Below are 18,852 nucleotides of genomic sequence, written 5' to 3'. Positions count from 1 at the left end.
TCTGCCTACGCCGACCCTGCCGGCGCCTTCGGTTCCCGAACCTGAGGGCTTAAGCTCACCCACCAGGGGTCACCCCCCTTGGGTTCGCGCCAGATGACCCTTCAGAATTCGTGAACCCACGGGGATCAACCGTAAATCGTTCGACAGGTCCGCGGGCAACCTGGTCGACACGCAGATGCAGGCCAGGGACCAGGGAGATGGCGGTTCCGCGCACGCGGACCACGATGGTGGTGGCCGTGCCGCCGTGGGTATCCGCGCTCGGAGACTGGAGGAAGCCCTCGCCGTTGCTGCGGGCGAATGTGAGAGCGGTTGTGCTGGCCTGGGCGGGATTGGCGCCGTAGGCGCGGGCGGTGCGAACGCCTTCCTGGGCCGCGGCGAGGGCGGTGTTGCGGGCGTGAAACCACAGGGCGGCGTTAATGGTCAGCAGGACGGCCAAGAGCGCGACGGGGACGGCGATGACGGTCTCCAGCGTGATGCTGCCCCGGTCGTCGCCGATGTTGCCTGGGCCCATCACGGCGGCCTATCTGATCTGGTTGGCGTGGGAATGGATCGCGGACACGATCTTGGTGGCGGCCCAGACGGCGGCGGCGAAGAGGATGCCGATGATCACCATCCATTCGAGGGTAATGCTGCCGCGATCCCTCGCTTCGCCGCGCCACACGTCGAGCAGGGCGCGCAGGTATGAGAGGTCTGGCGGGAGCTGGGGGCCTTTCATGACGGGGATGACCTCCTCAGTTGCGTTCATGAGCCGGTGATGCGGGAGTAGGCGGGATAGCCGAGCAGAATCAGGTAGCCCAGCACTGACAGGGCGACGGGCAGGGTCATCGTCTCGGTGCGTGACTTGGCGCGCGCGAGCGCAGCGGCGAGCTGCTGTTCGCGCAGGGATGCGGCCTTGGCGGTGAGGCTGTCGAGGATGGCGGCCCCTTGGGTGCCGGCGCGGCGGGCGATGGCGGCGGTGTCGGCGAGTTCGTGGACGCCGATCCGGTCGGCCAAGCGGGCGAGCTCGTCCCACGGGTCGCGAGTCCCGCGGGCTGCGGGGTCTACGGTGGCGGCGATCCGCTGGAACGCCCACCCGCGGCACACCCGAGCCGGGGCCTCCAGGGCCTCGCCGGGGCCGGCGCCGCTGGCGCGGGCCATCTTGATCAGATCGAGGTAGGCGATGAGCGAGACCTTGAACTCTTCGCGCGCCTCCTTGGCTTGGCTGCGCAGCGCGATGTCGGGCGCGGCGAACATGATCGCGGCGTAGGCCAGGGTGGAGCCGGTGCTGACAAGCCACGGCACCGGGGGCATCAGCAGGGTCCACAGCACGGTCGGTACGGCGAACCCGAGCGCGGCCATACCGAGCTTTTGGACCAGATACGCCTCGGCGGACTTGCCGATGAGCGCCAGGTCCCGCCGGGGGAGCCGTACGTCGAGGGCGGTTCCGGTGATGCGTGCCGCCAGCCACCGGCCGAGCTGTGCAGTTCGGCCATCGGGGACGATGTCGGCTGCCGAGCGTCGTGTTGGTGGGGCGATTCGGTCCAGGGCGGCGGCCAGCTGTGGCGGGGCAGGGAACAGTTCTCTGACGCACAGGAACACTCCCAGCCCGACGAGGCTGCCGGCCGCGAGCACAAGCGTGATCGTCATCGGCGTCTCCGGTGTTCAGGCAGAAATCTGTGTCGCGGGGCGGGGGAGGCCAGGCGGTGCAGCCACAGGACGGTTCCGGCGTACAGCGCGACGACGAGGACGAGCATCAGTTGCCCGGTCGGGGTGCCGAACGGGGCCACGTAGGTGCGGTTGAGCATGGCGAAGCCGACGAACGCGGCGAGCGCGACGACGACCCAGATGGCGGTGGTTCGGTGAGTGGCGCGTTCGGCGTCGATCTCGCGTTGCATGGCCACGTCCTTGGCCACGGTGCCGGCCAGGGCGGTGAGTACCTGGCGCAGGCCGCGTCCGCGGACCTGGGAGGCGACGATCAGGGTGGCGGCGATGGTGTCGCCGACCGGGTGGGCCAGGTCATCGGCGAAAGCGCGCAGTGCGTCTTCGGTGGTGACGCGGTATTCCAGTCGTCGCCGCAGCGCGGTCACTTCGGCGGCGATCGGTCCGGGCGGGCTGGAAGCGGTGGTGAGCAGTGCCTCTTCGATGCCGGTGCCGGTGGTGAGGACGTCGGCGAGCTGGCGCGTCCATGCCTCCATGGCTTCCAGCCGGGTGATGCGTCGATGCGCGGCCCGTCCGCCCAGCAGGCGCGGCAGGGCGAGCGAGGCGGCGGCAACCGCGATCGCGGCCACTGGCCACCCGGTGGCCGCCCACGCCGCGATTCCGATGGCCGCGGCCACACCGGTTTCAAGAAGGGTGCGGCGCGATCGCCATTGCGCTAGGTGCCGTCGCGGGCGACCGGCGGGTGGTTCGGGCAGCAGATCGATGCGGGTCCAGGCGGCCACGATCAGCAGCAGCCCGGTGATGACCAGGGTGGCGGCCAGCGCGGCGAGGACTGCGTTGCTGGTCACCGGGCCGCCCCCACATGGAAGGAGGACAGGTCGAACCCGACCGCCTCCAACTCGGCGGCGCACTGCGGCAAGGTGTGCGGCACCGCTCGGTCGTCCCGGCCGGGCACGTAGACCTGATTGGTGGCCGGTTCGTCGGTGTCGCCGGGCGGCAGCACCTCCAGCACTTCGGAGACGTAGCGCTGGTTCACCGGGTGGCCGTGCTGGTGGTGGACCTGGTGGGTGAGGTGGACGACGAAGTCCACCGCCATGCCCGCCAACTGGAAGAGCGTGGCGGGTGGGTAGGTCAGGCCGCCGGAGTCGGCCAGGATCAGCATCCGGGAGAACACCTCGCCTGCCGAGTCGGCGTGGATGGTGCACAGCGAACCTTCGCCGCCGGTGTTCATCGCGGTCAGCATCGGCACCAGCTCATCGCCCAGGACCTCGCCGACGATAATCCGTTTGGCGTTCAGCCGCAGCGCGTCGGTGACTAGCTGGCGGACCGGGATGGCGCCAACGCCTTCGGCGTTGGGCTCGCGGGCCTCCATCGCGACGATGTCGGTGTGCCGGTGCGGCAGCGTGTGCAGGAACAGCTCGTACTCGTTCTCGATGGTGACGATGCGTTCGTCGCGGTCGAAGTCGGCGGCCAGTGCGCGGGCGAAGGTGGTCTTGCCGCTGCCCATCCCGCCGGTCACCACGATGTCCTTGCGGGTGGCGATGGCGGCGCGTAGGAACTCCCGCAATCCCGGGTCGAGGGTGCCGTTGTCGACGAGCTGGTCCAGGTCGACGTCGAGCATCCGGTGCCGCCGGATCGACAGGCACGGCCGCGGTGTCACGGTCATGAGCGCGGTCAGGCGGGAGCCGTCCGGCAGCGCCAAGCGGAGCTTGGGCTTGGCGGGGGAGAAGTCGCGGGCGGTCTGGCCTTGGTAGGCGCCCCACCGGCGGATCAGCTCGACCAGCTGCGCATCGGAGTCGGCGACCGGCTCACCCGGCTCCTTGCGGCCATCGGCGTAGTTGATCCACACCTGGTGCGCGCCGTTGACGTCGATGGTCTCGATGTGCGGGTCCTCCAGCAGCGGCTGAAGCGCTCCGAGCCCAAACCGCTCGTTGTAGACCGCGCCGACCAGCCGCGCCTCCAATTCCGCGGTGAGCCGGTAGCGGCCCGAGCCGGCCTGGTCGGCGATCCACGCCCGCACCTCGGCGGCAATGAGCATCCGCGCCTGCTCGGGCGTGGTTTCCGCGGTGATCTGGTCATCCAGGGCACGGTTGATGTCGGCGACCGCGCTGCGCGCGGTGGCCTCCTCGATACCCGTCCGCTCCGCAGGCAGGGCGCCCGGTTTCCAACCGGCCGGACGCCCATCCACGAGACCGCCCGGCGCTTGATGCCTAGTATCCGAGCGGGGCCATCCAGGCGATCCACCGGTGGGCCACACCGAACGGTTGTTCATCGCCGCCCCTCTCCCACTACTGGAGCCCGTCCGGAACTCGATCCGGTCAAGGCCCGGCGCTGCGCGGTCGTGAAGCTCAGCGCATGGTTCGCCGTGGTGCGGGCGGCGCGCATCAGCGGACTGACCTCAATCCGCCGACGGGCCCGATCGCTGCCGCCACCCTGCGACAGCACGCTGGCGGCCTTCTCGTCGATCGGCATCGTGGCGGTCATCGCGAACTCGCCGAGCTCGGCACGAAGGTCGCGCAGGGTGTAGGGACGCTCTCCGATCAGGCACAACGCCAACGGCACGGTCGGGCCCAGGGCTTGACGGAGCCGGGCAATCCGCGGGCGTGCCGCGGCGACCTGAGCTAGCGTCGGCCGCATCACTACGATCACCAGCTCGGCGGCGCGCAGCAACGCGAATGGCTGCTCGGGGCTGATCGGTCCGGTGTCGGCGAGCACGGGGAACGGCAGGGCGGAGAACGTCGCCGCCAGATTGTCCCAGGTGGTTGCCGAGAACTCGGTGGCCAGGAACGGGTCCACCAGACCGGGCAGCAGCAGATGCTGGCGTTCGTCGTCCAAGGCGATGGTCTGCTCCCACATTGCGGCCTCGGCGGCGTTCGGGCTGTGCACGGCGGCCAGCGCCAGATCCCACAGCCCGCCCACCGGTGGGGTATGGCATTGGAAGTAGCCGCGCAGAATCTGCCCGCCGGCCGGGGAGCACTCAGCCAGCAGTACCCGTCCCGGCCAGGTCAGCGCCATCGCGAAGGCCGTGGTGGTGGCTCCGGGAGAGTCTCCGGGGCTGGTGAAGGCGATCACGCTCATCGCGGCCCCCGCGCGGTCACTACCAACGCCAACCTGCCGGTGGACGCCTGCTTGGCGATCGCCGGGCCCACCCGGGCGTCGACCACCAGATCGACCTGCACACTGCCCTCGGCATCGGCGGAACTGACCTGATCGATGGTTGCCGCCGTGTCCTGCGTCAACTGATCTCCGCCCGCAGCGGTCGGCGGACTCTGTCCCTGTTGACCGGGAGTGGCGATCACCAGCACTTGATCACCCGGCGCCAGGCCGCGGGCCGGGAGTTGGCTGGCCTTGAGCGCGATCGGCACCACCTGCTGCCCCGTTCGCGGGCTCAACGCCGTGGTCACCTGCGAGGGCGCCAGCAGCGTGCCCTTGCGCAGGTCCACGGACGCCACCCGCCCCACCACTTGCCGGAGTTGTCGCCCAGGGACGAGCGCCACGCCCTGCCCGGCGTCCACCTGCGTGGTCGCCACGTCCCAGGCGTCGATTGGGGAGCCGACTGGAATATCGCGGGTGACCATCACGACCGAGGTGCGATCGCCGGTCTCGGTGTACAGGTAGGCGGCCGACAGCGCCCCGGTCAACATCAGCAGCATGCCGATGACGACCATCCGGCGGCGCCGCTGGCGCGGAAGGGGAGGTAGCGGATCGCGATTGCGCGATTGCTGGCCATCAGGACTGGACGTCGGGGTGAATTCTTGGACGTGTGGGGTCCGGGATTTGTGCGCCATCATCATCGACCCCCTGTGACCGCCTGGCCCTCGGCGACCCGCAGCGGGAACGTCGCCGACCGCGACAGGGTGGGCAGTGCACCGCCGGCCCCTCCGGAACCGACCCAGGTCCCGCCCCAGGTCACCGTTACCGTCACCTGATACGCCGACCCCGGCAGACCTGCCGACGAACGCTGATAGGTGAAGGAGCACTCTGAATGCTGTGTGTGTGCGGGGCGCGCAGGGGCGTAGGCCTGGCCGGCGCCGCTACAAGTCACCGGCGGCAGCCCCGAACCTGGATTGATCGTCAAGGTTGTCGGTCGTGCTGTGACCTGGGCCCAAACGCCGCCGGCTGACACTCGATCGGTGTGGGTGGTCCAGTTGGCCACCCAGAACCATTCCGGCAATCCCACCAGCCCCTCCGATCCACGTGGCGGCGCGGTCCGCACTTCAGGCTCGGGAACCGGAAGCCGGCCCCACGCCTGCCGGGCCAACTGAACAGGCGACGCGGTCGGGACAGGAGCGCGGTCGGCGTCGGTGTCTCCGGGGAGGGTGAAGGGACCGCATGCGTCGGTTCCGAACCGCCACGCACCGCAGATGTCCACGGGACCAGCACCGCCATCACCCTGGCCGCCGCCTGCGCGCGGAGCTGGCGCTCTATTGCCACTGCCGCCGCCGCGGCCGGGCTTCTCGGCGCCGTAGCCATAGCCCCAGGGATAGGGCTCTGGCGGAATCGGGTCCTGCCGGGCCGAAGCTGTCCCCGCAGGTACGACGGCGCAGGTCATCGTCGCGACCAGGCCCGTTGCCATGATTGATAGCGGACGTCCTAGCAACGTCCTAGTGGAGAGATGCGAGTGATACGCCATTGCCGATCAGATCCTCGCGCAAGGGTTGCTCGTAGATGATCGTTTGGTGTTCCGCGGCTGGTGACCTTTCCCGTGCGGGAGTTCTTCAGCTGCGCATTCGTGCTGTCCTGGCAATCCCACACGGTCGCCTGGCTCCCTTTGACCTGCACTTTCTCGATGCGGACGACGATGTGCCCGATGGAGGTCAGGTCTTGGGCGTGGAGCTTTTCGATATTGCGGAGCACGTCGTCGAGGAGCGGCTGAGCTGCGTACCGCCCGAGGAGGTGACGGCGATCCTGCGGGCTGACGGCTTGTTCAGCCTGGGGGAGCACCACCCAGTACTGGTTGTAGCTGTGTTTGATCGCGTCCTGGACCGTCGTCGATGCCGCTGGAGGGCTGGGCGCCCGGCTGGAGGGCAGTGACACAGGATCTTCGTTGCCACCGCAGGCACTGGCCAGAAGCGCAGCGAACAGGAGTGCATGGTGTAAGGAAGGCGTGTGAGCAGGCGAGATGTCCGAGCTCCGCTCACTGAGAGTTCGACCGTAGTGTCGCCTCATGATCTCCGTCCTCTGTCGCGAAACTAGGACGATCTGTCGAGATAGTAAGACACCTTGGGGTAGGGTTGTAAAGAGGAGCGGGCGAAGCGAGGAGAGGCGCGTGGCAACGACACCCGAACCGCGACAACTTGCGCTCAGCGAGTTCGTGCGCGATCACAACGCTTCTGGACTCAGTTATCGACGCATGGCTGTGCGTGCGATCGACCCGGTGAGCGGGCAGGCGCTCGGCTTCCAGTGGATCAGCAAGCTTGCCGCCGGGCACGTGGCCAAGGCCCCTGAGCCATGGCAGATGCGCGCCCTAGCCGCGGCCATGGAAGTCCCCGATGAGTTGGTGAAGACCTTGGCTGCGCGCCAGTGGCTGGAATATGAGATCAGCGAGGTCAGGCTGGGCTCTGACGAATGGATCTTGTTTCGCCTTGCGCGAGATCTTCCTGACGAGGACAAGCGCATGCTCCGCCGAATGGCCGAAGAGTTCGTCCGCCGCCAGACCCGGCGCTTGAACCAACCTCCTGATGACGCGGACACCGGGGCGCCTCCGAGTTAAGGGAATTACGCTCGAAACTCATGGCCCGAGGGAGCATGGAGGAACTGTCCATCGATTCTGATCAACAGAGACCAGGACTTGGCTCAGCTGTAGGGGGTGAAATGACCATCCCATCGCGATTCGTAAGGGTGGACCCGGAGGAAATGGACGACCGGCTCGGCCCTGTCTTAGTCCACCGGACCCTTGCAGGCTGGATCTACTACTGCCGTGCGGACAAGATCTCTGAAGAACTCGCCCGCGAGTTCGAGGCACTGGCCAACCGTTACACCCAGACCACCATCTCGCTCACCACCCCGACTGAACCGAGACCCGAGATCAGAATGCATCGGCTCCCACCAGAGCAGATGCCCGCACCGTTACAGCCGGCCGTTCTCGATCTCCAGGGCGGGGTGCACACCGTCTTCGTTCGCGAAGATCTGATCACTCAGGACATGGCCGATGCCATGGTCGAAATCACCTCGGAGCAGAACCGCTATGTGCGCCGTCTCCCAGTGATCGCCCCTCTCCCTGACCCATGACCCAACGAGCACCGCGTTTCGCACAGTCCCTGCGACCTGCCGACACGGATCGGGAAGCACCGTGGAAGAGACCCATACCTCGCCCGCAACGTCAGGTGAGCCCACGCACCTACTACGCCAAATCCTGGCCGGTGATCCCGACGTGGATCCGCACGTCCTGTACCGGCAACTTCGAGAGCAGGAACCCATCCTTCGCGCCAGCTCGGGCTGGGTCGTCCTCTCTCGCTACGCCGACGTCGAGGCTGCCCTGCGCAACCGAGCCCTGGGAAAGGGCGACGAAACCGTTGCACATCTGGAGCACCTACCGCAGGACCAGGCCCAAGCGATCATGAGTCGCTGGCGGCACACCATGGTGTTCGCCAACCCGCCACACCACACCCGGCTCCGTCGCCTGGCCAGCTCCGCCTTCACGCATCGGCACGTCGGAGCCCTGGCCGCAATGATCGGCAGGCATAGTGACCAGTTCCTGGACCAACTGGCCCGACAGTCTGGCGGAAACTTCGTCAGCATTGTCGCCTTCCCGCTACCTGCCCAAGTGATCGGCGAGTTGCTCGGCGTACCCTCCGCCGACCGGCCACGGCTCGCGGCCTTGGTGCCACAAGCGATGAAAGTCTTCGAACCCTTCACCGAGCCCACAGTTCTTGGCAAAGCCGCCGAGGCGGAAGCCGAACTGGCCGACTACTTCACCCGCCTGCTCACCTACAAACGCCGCCACCACGAAGACGACCTGCTCACTCGCCTGGCCGTGGCCCGAGACGACGAAGCTTTGACCGACACCGAAATGGTTGCCACCGCGATTCTGCTCCTTGGAGCCGGGCTGGAGACCACCGCCAAACTGCTCGGCAACGGCCTGCACACGCTGCTCACCCACCCTGACCAACTCGAACTACTTCGTTCGAACCTCGACCTGATGCCCAGTGCGATCGAGGAGATCCTGCGCTTCGAACCGCCTGCCCACCTCAACCCACGTACCGTCCTTCAGCCGTGCACGCTAGCTGACATTAAGCTGGTTCCCGGCCAATTCGTCATCGCCCTCCTCGCCGCAGCCAACCGCGACCCGGAACAATTCACCGACCCCGACCAGTTCAACATCAATCGCACTCAAGCTCTTCCATTGTCCTTCGGCAGCGGTATCCACTACTGCCTCGGTGTCCACCTTGCCCGGCTAGAAGCGACCGTTTTCTTTCGTCGCATGCTGCGCCGATATCCAACGATCGAGCTCAGCGGAAAACCGTACCGCGAACGGGGCAGTAATCTGCGAGGATTCATCGAACTACCAGTACAACTGATCGGACCGGGTACTCGCCAGCCGGTGTAGTAGCGAGAGACAGCGGCGGTATACCGGTGTGGACCCACCTCTCGACAAAGCGAGTCGTTGCCACGGCGAGGGACCTCAGTGGTTCTGGCCTCATGCGATCTCCAGCGAGGCCATCTCAGGGCGCCTCCGGACGGCCGACTCATGCCTCCTCGGCTCGTTTGCACGTCCTGCAGTGTACAACTCGATCATTGCAAGCCGCCGAACTCAACGAACGCAGCTGAATTCCGATCCTTCGATGTCAGCGGGTTTCAGCGCCACGAACGGCCCGTTGCCGTGTGCTGCTGTTACGTGCTAATTCAGTAAGGGAAGACGATCTGCCCACCGTAGAAGTACAGGAGTCAATTCAGCACACGGATCTTCATGGTTCCCTCCCACTCGCCACGTCGGTGGCGCCGCCGCATCGGCAGAGTCTTGCGGGGCATAGGCTCGGCCCTGGTACTGGTCGCGGTCACAGTCGGCGTGCCGTACCTGTTCGTTGCGCTCGCCGGATCGCCGATCCCCGAGCAGATCCCCAACTGGGACGAGATCCTCTCCACCCTGTCCCGGCGCGACGACGGAACGCTGTTCCTCGGCTTCCTCACCTACATCGCCTGGGGCTTTTGGCTGATCGGGATTGCACTGCTGATGCTGGAGGCCGGTGCCCGGCTGCGGGGCCGACCCGCGCCGCACATTCCAGGGCTGGACGGCCCTCAACGTCTCGCTGCGCTCCTGGTCACCACACTGAGTGTGGCCGTCATCGGAACGACAGCTGCCGTCAGCCGAGCAAGCACGCTACCCGCCGTGCCTCACAACGTGGCTGCTGCCCCGCCCCCATACACGCAGTCCCCCTCAGCAACCAGCGATTCCGACAGTGCGGTAGACGGCCAGCCCGATCCGCCCTCCACTCTCACGAGCCGCGTCGGATCCCTGAACCGGGATGCGGCGCCTGGCCATGCGGCCACCCGCCCGCAGAGACACCAAGTCACGGCGCGATTCGCGTTCGGTTCTGCCCAGTTGTCTACGCCTGTCAAGGAGGCTCTGGCTCAGACAACCCGCGACATCGGAACCGATGCCGACCTGGCACAGCCGATCAGCATCGTCGGCCACACGGACGCACACGGCCCCGCCGACTACAACCAGCGCCTATCGGTCCAGCGGGCTCGCACCGTCCGAGAGGCGCTCGGTGAGCTGGCGGCCCACGGCTTCCGGTTCGAAGTCAGCGGCAAAGGCGAGCGCACCCCGATCGCCGCCGAGACCCACGCGGATGGCAGCGACGACCCATCCGGGCGAGCACGCAACCGCCGCGTCGAGATCACCTACACCCTCAAAACCCGGCACGCTCCACCGGCCAGCCCCACCACCAGGCCACCTCACGAGCAGGGCGACGGTAACTCAGGCAGCCCGCCACCCTCACCACCGGCCACTCAGACCGCCCCCTCCCAGCCGACGCCACCACCCACCCCGTCGGAGACGGCGACAACATCTGGAATCCCGTCGGAATCGGCCACATCGCAAGACTCGTCTCCCACGAGCCCGCCTGCCTCCACAGATCACCCATACACGGTGGATCTCCCCTCCGGCGCGGTCGTCGGCCTGTCGTTCGCCGCCGGTGTCGGTACCGCGCTCGTGGTCACCCGGCTGCATCGGCGCCGCCGGCATCGCACATCCGCCACCGGCCCCGACCTGGCCCGCCGCGAACCGCCACCGTCGCCGACCATCCGCCGACTACGGCGCGTCGACCTCGGCCGCGAAGCGCAAAGTTCCGATCCTGAACTACCGCCCGATGAGCCCAGTCGGCTCCACCTGTTTCCGCTGCCATCCAGCGGTCGGATCGTCCTGGGAGTACGTGACCACCAAGAGATCACGGTTCCGATCGGCGGATTCCTCGTCGGCCTGAAAGGGCCCGGCGGGATCGCGGTTGCCCGAGCACTGCTGCTCACGTTCCTGATGCACGCGGGTGACCACGATGTGGAGATCATCATTCCCCGCAGCGACGCAACCCGGGTGCTCGCACTCACCCCCGAACAGGTCAACGAGCTCACCCAGTACGCCCGAGCCTTGCGCGTTACCGCTGACCTGAACGCGGCACTGCGGCTGCTGGCGTCTGAGCGCATCCACCGTGCTCGCCTGCTCGACACCGCGCCCGACAGCCAAGACCTAGCAGCGGTCCGTCAGGCCGACCCGACCGAGCCCCTGCCCCGACTGGTCCTGGTGGCTACCTCCGCCCCAGAGCAGCAGCGCCGCTTGGAAGCCGTAACTGTGGCTGCGTCCGATTACGACATCGCCATCATCACTCTCGGCGAGCACCCGGTCGGCCCCACAGTGCATCTTGATGACGCGGCACAGGTCACCTCCTGGACCGGTGCTGGCAGCGACATCTGGGACGGGCTACGCCTCTTCCACGTCGAGCAACAGGATGCCGACCAGGTCCTCGAACTGATCCGCGGCGCGCACGGCGCACCAGAGCCCGAATCAGAACCCGAACCTGCGGCGCATACGAAGACGGCCGCACGCTCCCCGGTGTCCGTGGCGCGGTCGGCGCCATTTGTGCCACAGGTTCGCGGGGACCGCCCCGTCTACTTGCAGGTTCTAGGACATCCGACCGTAAGAGTCGACGGCCAGATTCTGGAGACCGGTATTCGTGGCAAGGGCCGGGAGCTGTTGACCCATCTGGCCGTCCATGCCGAAGGCGCCAGTCGCGACGCGATCGTGGCGGCGCTGTGGCCGGACGTCGACCACAAACATGCCGTGATGCGCTTTCACGCCCTGCTGCACGAGACCCGCCAGACCCTCAAACGAGCTACCGGGCGAATCGATGAGAACTTCATCGCCCGGACCGCGGATCGCTACGGCATCGATCCTGAGCTCATCAGTGTCGACCTGTGGTGTTTCCACACCGCCCTGCATGAGGCGTCACAGGCCGATCGTGACCAGGACCAGGCAGTGTTGCTGCAGGAGGCTGCCGACACCTACCAGGGGCACCTGGCCGCTGAGGCATCCTTCGAGCAGGCATACGAATGGATCGAACCCGAACGGGAGACGCTACGGCGCCAAGCCGTCGAAGCCTTGATCCACCTGGCCGTCCTCTACGAGCGTCACGAACCCGAGCGAGCTCTTACGGTCCTCGAACGCGCCCGATCGCTCGACCGCTACGCTGAAGAGATCTACCAGCACATCATGACCTTGCAGGCCAAGCTCGGCCGGTCCGATGCCGTACGGCGTACCTATCGTCTCTTGGAGACCTCCCTGGAGGATCTGGCAGTCGACCCGAGCGAGGAAACCCAACAACTCCTGTGGCGTTTGCTCCACCCCCGCGGTAGCTCACAAATGGGCCAATTCTGAAACAGAATCGGTTTTGTAGCTGAGAAGCGATGACGACATATAGATACTGAAACCCATTAGCGTGAGCGATTGGATAGCGCACGGTAGAGGCTCAGTCTTCAGTTGGCGATTCATCACCTAGAAGGGCGCGCAAGAGCGAGTGCCCCGGCATGAGGTCACCGGGGATGACCGGTACGGTGAACACCTTGGGGTCGTCGAAAACAGGTTCGCCGCTGGGGCGGCGTGTGTAGGGCACGACGCCGTAGTCGATACCGTCTTCTTGATCAAAGCCCATCCACGTGACGCCCTCCTCCTCCCCAGGGCGCAGCGGGTGGGGAGAGGGGGCACGAGCGGCCACATCCCGCTCGTTGATCACCCAGACCTGCGGGACGGCCAGAACCCATCGGACTGCGGCAACGCGGCGGACGTGGGCGGCTGCTCGTTGCTCGAACGCGACTGCGGCGGCGCGATCCCGCAGATAGTCGTAGTCACTGAGCATCAACTTGCGCTGCCCATCGAGTGCAGCGATCGCCAGGTACTCGTTAGCCCGGATGTGCCGCTCCTGTCGCTCCACTACGTCGAAGAGCACTGCCGCAAGGTCATCGTTCATCTGGCACCACCCTTCCACCCCGTCCATGCCGGAGCAAGGTTCCCCGTCGGGGCCGGCCGCTGGAAGGGAAGCAGGCCAAGCCGTCAGGCGGGGCAAGGCCGGCCTGCGGCCACCCAGGGGCCCAGGCCCGACGCCAGATCGGCGCGTGGCCAGCGCGCCACGTGCTTCCTCGACCCCTGCGCGCTGATCAGCCAGTGGTCCGCCGATGTTGACGACTGCCCCGGGTATCCGCCACTGGGAGGATGTGGTGGTCGTTAGGCGCGGCTGCGGGCCCACAAGGTCAGGGATGCGCGTGGGCCCTGGCCGTCAACGGGTCCAAGTCACAGGGTCCCGAACCACCAATGATCGCGTGTGGCTGGATCAGCCTTACCGGCTCTGTGTCCGAAGGCGTATCATGAGGGAGCGATCGGTCTCCTACTGTGATCTGCTATCTAGTATGGGATTTGATCAAAGGAGTCGACCCCCGCGTGCGGGGGTCGACTCTCTTACATCCGGTCACATGGTGACAACTCACTTTGGCGGTGGCCGCTCCTGGTTCCTCACGCGTGTCCATGGCGGACGCATCAAGTGTCGGGGGTCATCGCAGTGACGAATGCGTTGAGCTGCCCGAGGAGCGAGTTTGCAGACTGCTGGGCTTCACGGAGGATCCCAAGCGCTGCATCAACTCCGCACACCGCATCATCACCGAGTTGACCCACCTCCATCGCTGGGCCAGCGAGAGTCACTGCCACAGGGGCGCCGACGTGCAGTAGGAATCGGTAGCACCAATCATTGCCGTCGTCGATAAACTCAATAGCAGTCGTGGCGTGTTCGGAATGGGATAGCACATCCTTCTGATCATGGGCTCGCTCGATCAAACAGGATACAGTGTCTTCCTGGCCCGGCTTACGGGGCCGCCAAGCAAGATGGACTTGCGGCCCTATTCTCCTCCCTCGGTTCTCAATTGGGTCATCTAGATCAGCCAGTTCGTGCGCGACGACAAGCTCGCTCAGCCACTCCCGCGCTGCCTCCTCGTTGAGGGTAAAGGGATTCATCACCATTCTCCGATTTCGATATAATTCGGGATCTCCAGCCCATCAACGGCTAGCGGACCATCGACCCGGTTGATCGCCTCAGCTTCGGCGAGAATCTGTGCCATAGACACATCGGGCCTGAACTGGTGTTCCATCGCTGCTTCCAGTTCCGCACGGCGGCGGGCGCCAGCTGGGTCGAGCCGTGCTGCGGTCACCAGATGCCGACGACCCGCCAGAACACAGAACCGGCATGAGAGCCGAGGCAGCACGGCATAGATTGGATGAATGCGGGTACGTGTCTTGGCGAGTCGTGCCCAGACGTGCTGCACTTTCCAGTCAAGCAACGGCAGCCATTCATCGACCTCGCGCTTGGTTTTGTTGGAAGCGCGGGCATCGTTTCTATAGGGGACCATGGCTGCCCGATCGATACTCTCCTCGGCCTGCATCCCCATAATATTTAGAATTCGCACCCTGCGCCCGATGATGCCCTCGGCTCGCTTTTCGGCCACGAGGCGGGTCATGAGTTTGTGCACAGGGGCTCGCTTCATGCTACTTGTGCAAAATCTACGAGCCTTGTCTGGCCATTTCTGCTGTCGTCGAGACTCGATGTGCTCAGTCAGTCCTTGCTGGCGCATCGATCCTGCGCCGTCTGGTACCTGACGGAATACGATCTCATGGCGTACGCAGTAGTGTGCTGCGTGTTCGGCCGCTAGTTGTTTGGTTCCCGGCCATTCATCCTCATCGCCGAGGTCGCAAAATACGGTGACGACGCGATCGCCGACACCAGCATTTTTTGCAGCTTCTACGACAACGTCGAGCATTGCTTGAGAGTCTTTTCCGCCAGATATGTTGCAAAGAAGTATGTCGTAGGTTTTCAAGTCCGGTGGTGCGCTGTAATCGGCAGATAGGTGTGCTACGTTGTTTGGCTCGGTCATGTCCGCACCTGGTCTTGCGAGAAGTATTCGCACGCCCGTAATCCGGGAGGGACGACGTTGATTCATGGGGCACTGATAGTCGTGAGAAGTACCGCTCGACTCAGCCTGCGGCTGCGTGGGCCGGTCATTGCGCAGAGCAGCGCCCCCCGCCCTGTCACAGGGCGAAATTGTCCTGGCTAGTAGAGGCCAGCAGCCGTTTCTGGCGTGAAGCAGAGGCAGGGAGCGTCACGCGGTGACCGCCAGTTGCTGCTCTGTATGGGGCTGCTCGGCGAGAGGGATTGAAGTTATTGGCATGGTGCCAACCGTTGACAGCGTCGGTCTCAGATGACCCGTACAACACGGGCCAAGCGACGAAGAGGTCGTCGGAGCGTCGGGCCTTGGAGGTTTTAGACCGTGGTCAAGTGGGTGAATACCTCTTGCGCGATCTGCTGGTTTGGAAAAAACTTCGTGCGAAGTCTTGGGGTGTTTGGCTTGGGTTCCAAGAGATCGCGGACGATGAACCACCGACCGGCGCTGCCCTGAAGCTGGTAGCGATATCCGTTTGCCTCGGCCACATCGATGACGCGGATACGCCTGTAGGGTGTGCTCTCGGGAATACCGGGCCACCAGGACAGAGCATCAGGGATCCAGCGATCTGCTCGTCCCAGAGCCGAAGCAGTTCATCGGGCGTGTGGGGGACTTCCACGCCGTCGTCGGTGCGGATCGTGGTCCACCTGGAGTTGAGACCGAACAGGGTGCGCTGATCGATTCGGTCTCACCTTGTCGAGGAGGTCCACACCGACGACATCCACGCGCGTCTTGCCGAGCTCGACCACCCGGCCAGCTGACCGCCGGTTCAGCTCGTCATCGCCGCACCGACATCGAACTCCGTGCCGAACGGGTCCGTGATGTGAGCGACCCGCCCGTAGATCATGTCGTAGGGCTCGGCCGAGGTCCCACCCGCGTCGACCGCTCGCCGCGCCGCCGCATCGGCGTCGTCCACCTGGAACAAGGTCCCCCAACGGGACTTCGTGGCCTTTGGGTCACCGGCGATGCCGCCGATCTCGTGGCCATCCGGTCTGCGCAGGAACGTGAAGTCGAGCTCGGGCATGTCCGGGTTGGCATCCAACGTGTAGCCGAAGACCGCGACGTAGAAGTCGCGCGCGGGCCCGGATTCCGCGGTGACCAGGTCGTTGCGGAGCAGGGCGTTCGGCTCGTTGACGATCTCGCAGCCGATGTGGGGACCGGCCTGCCACAGTCCACACTGCGCACCGGTGGTGTCCTTGATGATCGCCGTCCGGCCCTGGTCCAGCACGTCCATCGGGCCGGTGATGATCGAGCCGCCCGCGTCCCGCGCTCGGGCGGCCGCGGCGTCACAGTCATCCGTCGCGAAGTAGACGTTCCACCAGAAGTCCGTGGCGTCGGGATCGGGGTTCGGCCTGATGGCCGCGACGGGTCTGCCCCGTAGCAAGCACTGGGTGTAGTGGCCGAACTCCGCCGGTCCCACATCGAAGTCCCAACCGAACAACGCGCCGTAGAAGGTCATCGCGCGGTCGAGATCCGGGATGCCCAGGTCGATCCAGGTCGGTGTGCCAGCCGGCTGCGTGGTGGTCAGCTCGCTCATCGTCTCTCCTTGTCGTGTCCCCATCTTGTCCCCATCTTGTCCCCGTCGCGTCCTTGTCGCTTCGGGCAGCGGTGATGGTAACGACGGGGTCTGACAAACCGGGCTGGACGAGACGGCGGGGCCGACGACGACCGCACTACGGCCCGGGCCGGTAGTGTCGAGCAGTTCCTCGGCGTCGAGCTTTCCCAGCCACCGCGGGTTCCACACCCGCCCGGTGCCCGCGTCACGGCGCGCGGTGATGCGCAGTCGTTGCCTGGACGTCCTCGGGCGTAAGCGTCGGCTCCCGCTCGGGCCAGATGGCCGCTGAGCATTGTGGTAACGATCACTGCGAACCGCGCGTGTCCCGGGCGTCGGCAGACCGGGAGGCGGCAGACTCGGCTGCTTCGACCGTGGAGACCGGGACAGGACCCGCGGTCAGGTCGGGGATCTGGTCAAGGCCGAGCGGCCGCCCCCGAGCGTCCAGCTCGACCACGCGGAACGTCATAACGATCTTGTTGTCGAGGCATACGTCGAACCGTCCGCTCTTGACGGCCTCGGCAGCCTCGCGCAGCGCTAGAACCCGGCCGAAGCTGGACAGGCCAGGCAGGAAATAACGCCAGGGATTCCAGCGTAAGCGCCAGGTCAGCGCAGGCATCCCCGTGGTTGGTACAGCTCAGCTTGCTGAGGCGCGCTGGTTGGTAGGCGTGCTGAGAACGGATAACCCAGCGAGGAAGCTGGTGAGACACGGCGACACCTCCCTTCATCTGCGATGGTTGACGGAATACACCCCGAGTGCGGTTCTCGAAATACAGAACTTGAGGTCGGCTGTCTAGCGCGAATTGATCTAGTGCCTTTGAAGGGACGCTCAATGATTTGTTTTCCCCACTACCCAGATATCGAACGGTAGCTAGCGGAGCTGCGCTCGGGCCGGCCCTGCCCAAAGTTTGGACAGGGCCGGCAGTTGTCACTTACGCGGGTGTCAGGACGGATGGGCGCGCTGGTGAAGGGATGCACGATGACGAATGAATGGGGGTCCGGAACTAGGATGGACTGTTGGACCATCGTGGCCTTGAGTGGGCTTCTGCTCGGCGTAGCCAGTGGCCAGTTCCTCGGGTGTGATGTTCAATCGCACATGTTTTGGTGGAATGCCCGCCACGATGACGTCACGGAGCAGGTGCGCCATCGCGTAGGACGGGTCGGCGGCCTCGGCGCGGTCGAGAGCGACATTGGCCAGTCCGCCGTCTCCACTGGCGAAAGCGGCGTAGGCCAGCAGGCTTGCCGGGGCCGCGGCGTAGGGCTCTTGAACCCGGCGGGTCATGTCCCGCCAGAACGCGATGTGCTGGTGCAGGTGATCGACGTCGATGCGCACCCACGCCTCGTCGCGGAGCCGAACGCTGAGCAGTAGCAGCCCGAGCCAGGCGGCTTCATCGTCGGTGAGCCGCGCCCGACCGTCGCGGACCCGGTCGGCGAGTTCCGCGATGAACCTCCGCCCTTCGTCCACCACCTGGACGGTGTTGTCGGTAGCCGAACCGCTGGCGGTGATCCGTTCACACATCCGTTGTTCAGCGCGTTGGGTGGCCTGTTGCATCGCCGTGCGCGCAGGCCCCTGGAGAGGCGCGACTGAGTCGATGAGTTCGTCGCGGTCGCGCAGGACGACCTGTCCGGCCAACGTCGCCTGCGCGGCGATCACGCTAGTGCTGATGTCGTAAGCGGTGCCCTCCGGCGGGCAGCGGCCGGGGTCCTGGCAGGTGTAGGACCACCAACGACCCTGGTCGACGCGCAACGCCACCCACACAGGCAGTTCGGCCTGCTCTGCGGCTTGCAAAACGCTGTTCATCGCGGGAGTGACCAGTTCCTCGGGTCCGTAGCCGAGCAGCAGCACCGCGGACATCTCGTTGCGTTTCAGCATGGACATCAAGCATTCGTCGACCGATTCGGCTCCCTCAACACTGCTGCGATCGCTGGCATCGACGTCGGCGACCTGAAGTACCGGCGTAAGATCGCGCCGCATTACCATTACCCCTTCCTGGTCGGAGATACCGACGACCACCAGGCTCAGCGAAGGGTGGAAGCCCACCAGGTGGGCCGCCACAGCGATCGCGTCCACGGGGGAGCTGACAACCAGGCGTGACAGCTCGATCCTGTCACCGACCTTCTCTGCTGTGTCCTCCGGTACTGGGGTATTCGGCCTCGGCTCACGCTCGCTCGGCATGAGAAATCACATC

General features: G+C 65.7%; 18 protein-coding genes. 4 read left to right on the top strand and 14 right to left on the bottom strand.

What is annotated here, in order from left to right; all coding sequences use genetic code 11:
• Window positions 1–55: 55 nt before the first annotated feature.
• The 8 genes from ACH34S_RS39365 to ACH34S_RS39330 all read right to left on the bottom strand — a co-directional run bounded on the left by ACH34S_RS39365 (window position 56) and on the right by ACH34S_RS39330 (window position 6,675).
• On the bottom strand, window positions 56–511 hold the full coding sequence (locus tag ACH34S_RS39365) for a TadE family protein (protein ID WP_395958014.1): 456 nt from the start codon (window positions 509–511) through the stop codon (window positions 56–58).
• Between the two features lie 9 nt (window positions 512–520).
• The gene (locus ACH34S_RS39360; protein WP_395958013.1) at window positions 521–745 is read right to left on the bottom strand and encodes a hypothetical protein; all 225 of its coding nucleotides are present in this window, start codon (window positions 743–745) and stop codon (window positions 521–523) included.
• Complete coding sequence (locus ACH34S_RS39355) at window positions 742–1,626, bottom strand: type II secretion system F family protein (protein WP_395958012.1); 885 nt, start codon at window positions 1,624–1,626, stop codon at window positions 742–744. The genes ACH34S_RS39360 and ACH34S_RS39355 overlap by 4 nt, the downstream gene beginning before the upstream one ends.
• A complete protein-coding gene (locus ACH34S_RS39350; protein WP_395958011.1) occupies window positions 1,623–2,486 on the bottom strand; it encodes a type II secretion system F family protein in 864 nt (287 codons plus the stop codon). The genes ACH34S_RS39355 and ACH34S_RS39350 overlap by 4 nt, the downstream gene beginning before the upstream one ends.
• Window positions 2,483–3,826, bottom strand: a complete 1,344-nt coding sequence (locus ACH34S_RS39345) for a CpaF family protein (protein ID WP_395958010.1) — start codon at window positions 3,824–3,826, stop codon at window positions 2,483–2,485. The genes ACH34S_RS39350 and ACH34S_RS39345 overlap by 4 nt, the downstream gene beginning before the upstream one ends.
• An 80-nt stretch (window positions 3,827–3,906) precedes the next feature.
• Window positions 3,907–4,716 (bottom strand): hypothetical protein, encoded by an 810-nt coding sequence (locus ACH34S_RS39340; RefSeq protein WP_395958009.1) that lies wholly within the window; start codon window positions 4,714–4,716, stop codon window positions 3,907–3,909.
• The gene (locus tag ACH34S_RS39335; RefSeq protein ID WP_395958008.1) at window positions 4,713–5,306 is read right to left on the bottom strand and encodes an SAF domain-containing protein; all 594 of its coding nucleotides are present in this window, start codon (window positions 5,304–5,306) and stop codon (window positions 4,713–4,715) included. The genes ACH34S_RS39340 and ACH34S_RS39335 overlap by 4 nt, the downstream gene beginning before the upstream one ends.
• Before the next feature lie 925 nt (window positions 5,307–6,231).
• Complete coding sequence (locus ACH34S_RS39330) at window positions 6,232–6,675, bottom strand: hypothetical protein (protein WP_395958007.1); 444 nt, start codon at window positions 6,673–6,675, stop codon at window positions 6,232–6,234.
• Window positions 6,676–6,907: 232 nt separating this feature from the next.
• On the opposite strand from ACH34S_RS39330, the gene ACH34S_RS39325 reads away from it, so the two are divergent.
• The 4 genes from ACH34S_RS39325 to ACH34S_RS39310 all read left to right on the top strand — a co-directional run bounded on the left by ACH34S_RS39325 (window position 6,908) and on the right by ACH34S_RS39310 (window position 12,508).
• Window positions 6,908–7,351: a hypothetical protein gene (locus ACH34S_RS39325; protein ID WP_395958006.1), complete on the top strand. Its 444-nt coding sequence runs from the start codon at window positions 6,908–6,910 to the stop codon at window positions 7,349–7,351.
• A 143-nt stretch (window positions 7,352–7,494) separates the two neighbouring features.
• Window positions 7,495–7,869, top strand: coding sequence for a hypothetical protein (locus ACH34S_RS39320; RefSeq protein ID WP_395958005.1), 375 nt, complete (start codon window positions 7,495–7,497; stop codon window positions 7,867–7,869).
• Between the two features lie 61 nt (window positions 7,870–7,930).
• Window positions 7,931–9,187 carry a cytochrome P450 gene (locus ACH34S_RS39315; RefSeq protein WP_395958004.1) on the top strand — a complete coding sequence of 419 codons (1,257 nt, stop codon included), beginning with the start codon at window positions 7,931–7,933 and terminating at the stop codon, window positions 9,185–9,187.
• 459 nt (window positions 9,188–9,646) lie between these two features.
• Entirely contained in the window at window positions 9,647–12,508 is a 2,862-nt protein-coding gene (locus tag ACH34S_RS39310; protein WP_395958003.1) for an OmpA family protein, read from the top strand.
• A gap of 91 nt (window positions 12,509–12,599) precedes the next feature.
• On the opposite strand, the gene ACH34S_RS39305 is transcribed toward ACH34S_RS39310, so the two are convergent.
• The 6 genes from ACH34S_RS39305 to ACH34S_RS39280 form a co-directional block, all read right to left on the bottom strand.
• Window positions 12,600–13,097 (bottom strand): hypothetical protein, encoded by a 498-nt coding sequence (locus ACH34S_RS39305; protein WP_395958002.1) that lies wholly within the window; start codon window positions 13,095–13,097, stop codon window positions 12,600–12,602.
• 563 nt (window positions 13,098–13,660) lie between these two features.
• Window positions 13,661–14,137 (bottom strand): hypothetical protein, encoded by a 477-nt coding sequence (locus tag ACH34S_RS39300; RefSeq protein ID WP_395958001.1) that lies wholly within the window; start codon window positions 14,135–14,137, stop codon window positions 13,661–13,663.
• Window positions 14,131–15,045 (bottom strand): phosphoadenosine phosphosulfate reductase family protein, encoded by a 915-nt coding sequence (locus ACH34S_RS39295; RefSeq protein WP_395958000.1) that lies wholly within the window; start codon window positions 15,043–15,045, stop codon window positions 14,131–14,133. The genes ACH34S_RS39300 and ACH34S_RS39295 overlap by 7 nt, the downstream gene beginning before the upstream one ends.
• 835 nt (window positions 15,046–15,880) lie before the next feature.
• Window positions 15,881–16,648, bottom strand: a complete 768-nt coding sequence (locus ACH34S_RS39290; protein WP_395957999.1) for a VOC family protein — start codon at window positions 16,646–16,648, stop codon at window positions 15,881–15,883.
• A 322-nt stretch (window positions 16,649–16,970) separates the two neighbouring features.
• Window positions 16,971–17,282 (bottom strand): hypothetical protein, encoded by a 312-nt coding sequence (locus ACH34S_RS39285; protein ID WP_395957998.1) that lies wholly within the window; start codon window positions 17,280–17,282, stop codon window positions 16,971–16,973.
• 324 nt (window positions 17,283–17,606) lie between these two features.
• On the bottom strand, window positions 17,607–18,734 hold the full coding sequence (locus tag ACH34S_RS39280) for a DUF4192 domain-containing protein (protein WP_395957997.1): 1,128 nt from the start codon (window positions 18,732–18,734) through the stop codon (window positions 17,607–17,609).
• Between the last annotated feature and the right edge of the window lie 118 nt (window positions 18,735–18,852).

The organism is Actinomadura sp. 3N508 (assembly GCF_044326375.1).
In the GTDB taxonomy this organism is placed as follows: Bacteria; Actinomycetota; Actinomycetes; order Streptosporangiales; family Streptosporangiaceae; genus Spirillospora.
Note: the sequence above shows the minus strand (reverse complement) of the source record. Positions and strands in the feature narration are given on the sequence as shown.

Excerpts from the sequence above, each read along its gene's own strand:
- ACH34S_RS39295 (WP_395958000.1), bottom strand. The coding sequence starts at position 15,045 with ATGACCGAGCCAAACAACGTAGCACACCTATCTGCCGATTACAGCGCA.
- ACH34S_RS39355 (WP_395958012.1), bottom strand. The coding sequence starts at position 1,626 with ATGACGATCACGCTTGTGCTCGCGGCCGGCAGCCTCGTCGGGCTGGGA.
- ACH34S_RS39360 (WP_395958013.1), bottom strand. The coding sequence starts at position 745 with ATGAACGCAACTGAGGAGGTCATCCCCGTCATGAAAGGCCCCCAGCTC.
- ACH34S_RS39320 (WP_395958005.1), top strand. The coding sequence starts at position 7,495 with ATGGACGACCGGCTCGGCCCTGTCTTAGTCCACCGGACCCTTGCAGGC.
- ACH34S_RS39285 (WP_395957998.1), bottom strand. The coding sequence starts at position 17,282 with ATGCCTGCGCTGACCTGGCGCTTACGCTGGAATCCCTGGCGTTATTTC.
- ACH34S_RS39365 (WP_395958014.1), bottom strand. The coding sequence starts at position 511 with ATGGGCCCAGGCAACATCGGCGACGACCGGGGCAGCATCACGCTGGAG.
- ACH34S_RS39335 (WP_395958008.1), bottom strand. The coding sequence starts at position 5,306 with ATGGTCGTCATCGGCATGCTGCTGATGTTGACCGGGGCGCTGTCGGCC.
- ACH34S_RS39300 (WP_395958001.1), bottom strand. The coding sequence starts at position 14,137 with ATGGTGATGAATCCCTTTACCCTCAACGAGGAGGCAGCGCGGGAGTGG.
- ACH34S_RS39290 (WP_395957999.1), bottom strand. The coding sequence starts at position 16,648 with ATGAGCGAGCTGACCACCACGCAGCCGGCTGGCACACCGACCTGGATC.
- ACH34S_RS39305 (WP_395958002.1), bottom strand. The coding sequence starts at position 13,097 with ATGAACGATGACCTTGCGGCAGTGCTCTTCGACGTAGTGGAGCGACAG.
- ACH34S_RS39340 (WP_395958009.1), bottom strand. The coding sequence starts at position 4,716 with ATGAGCGTGATCGCCTTCACCAGCCCCGGAGACTCTCCCGGAGCCACC.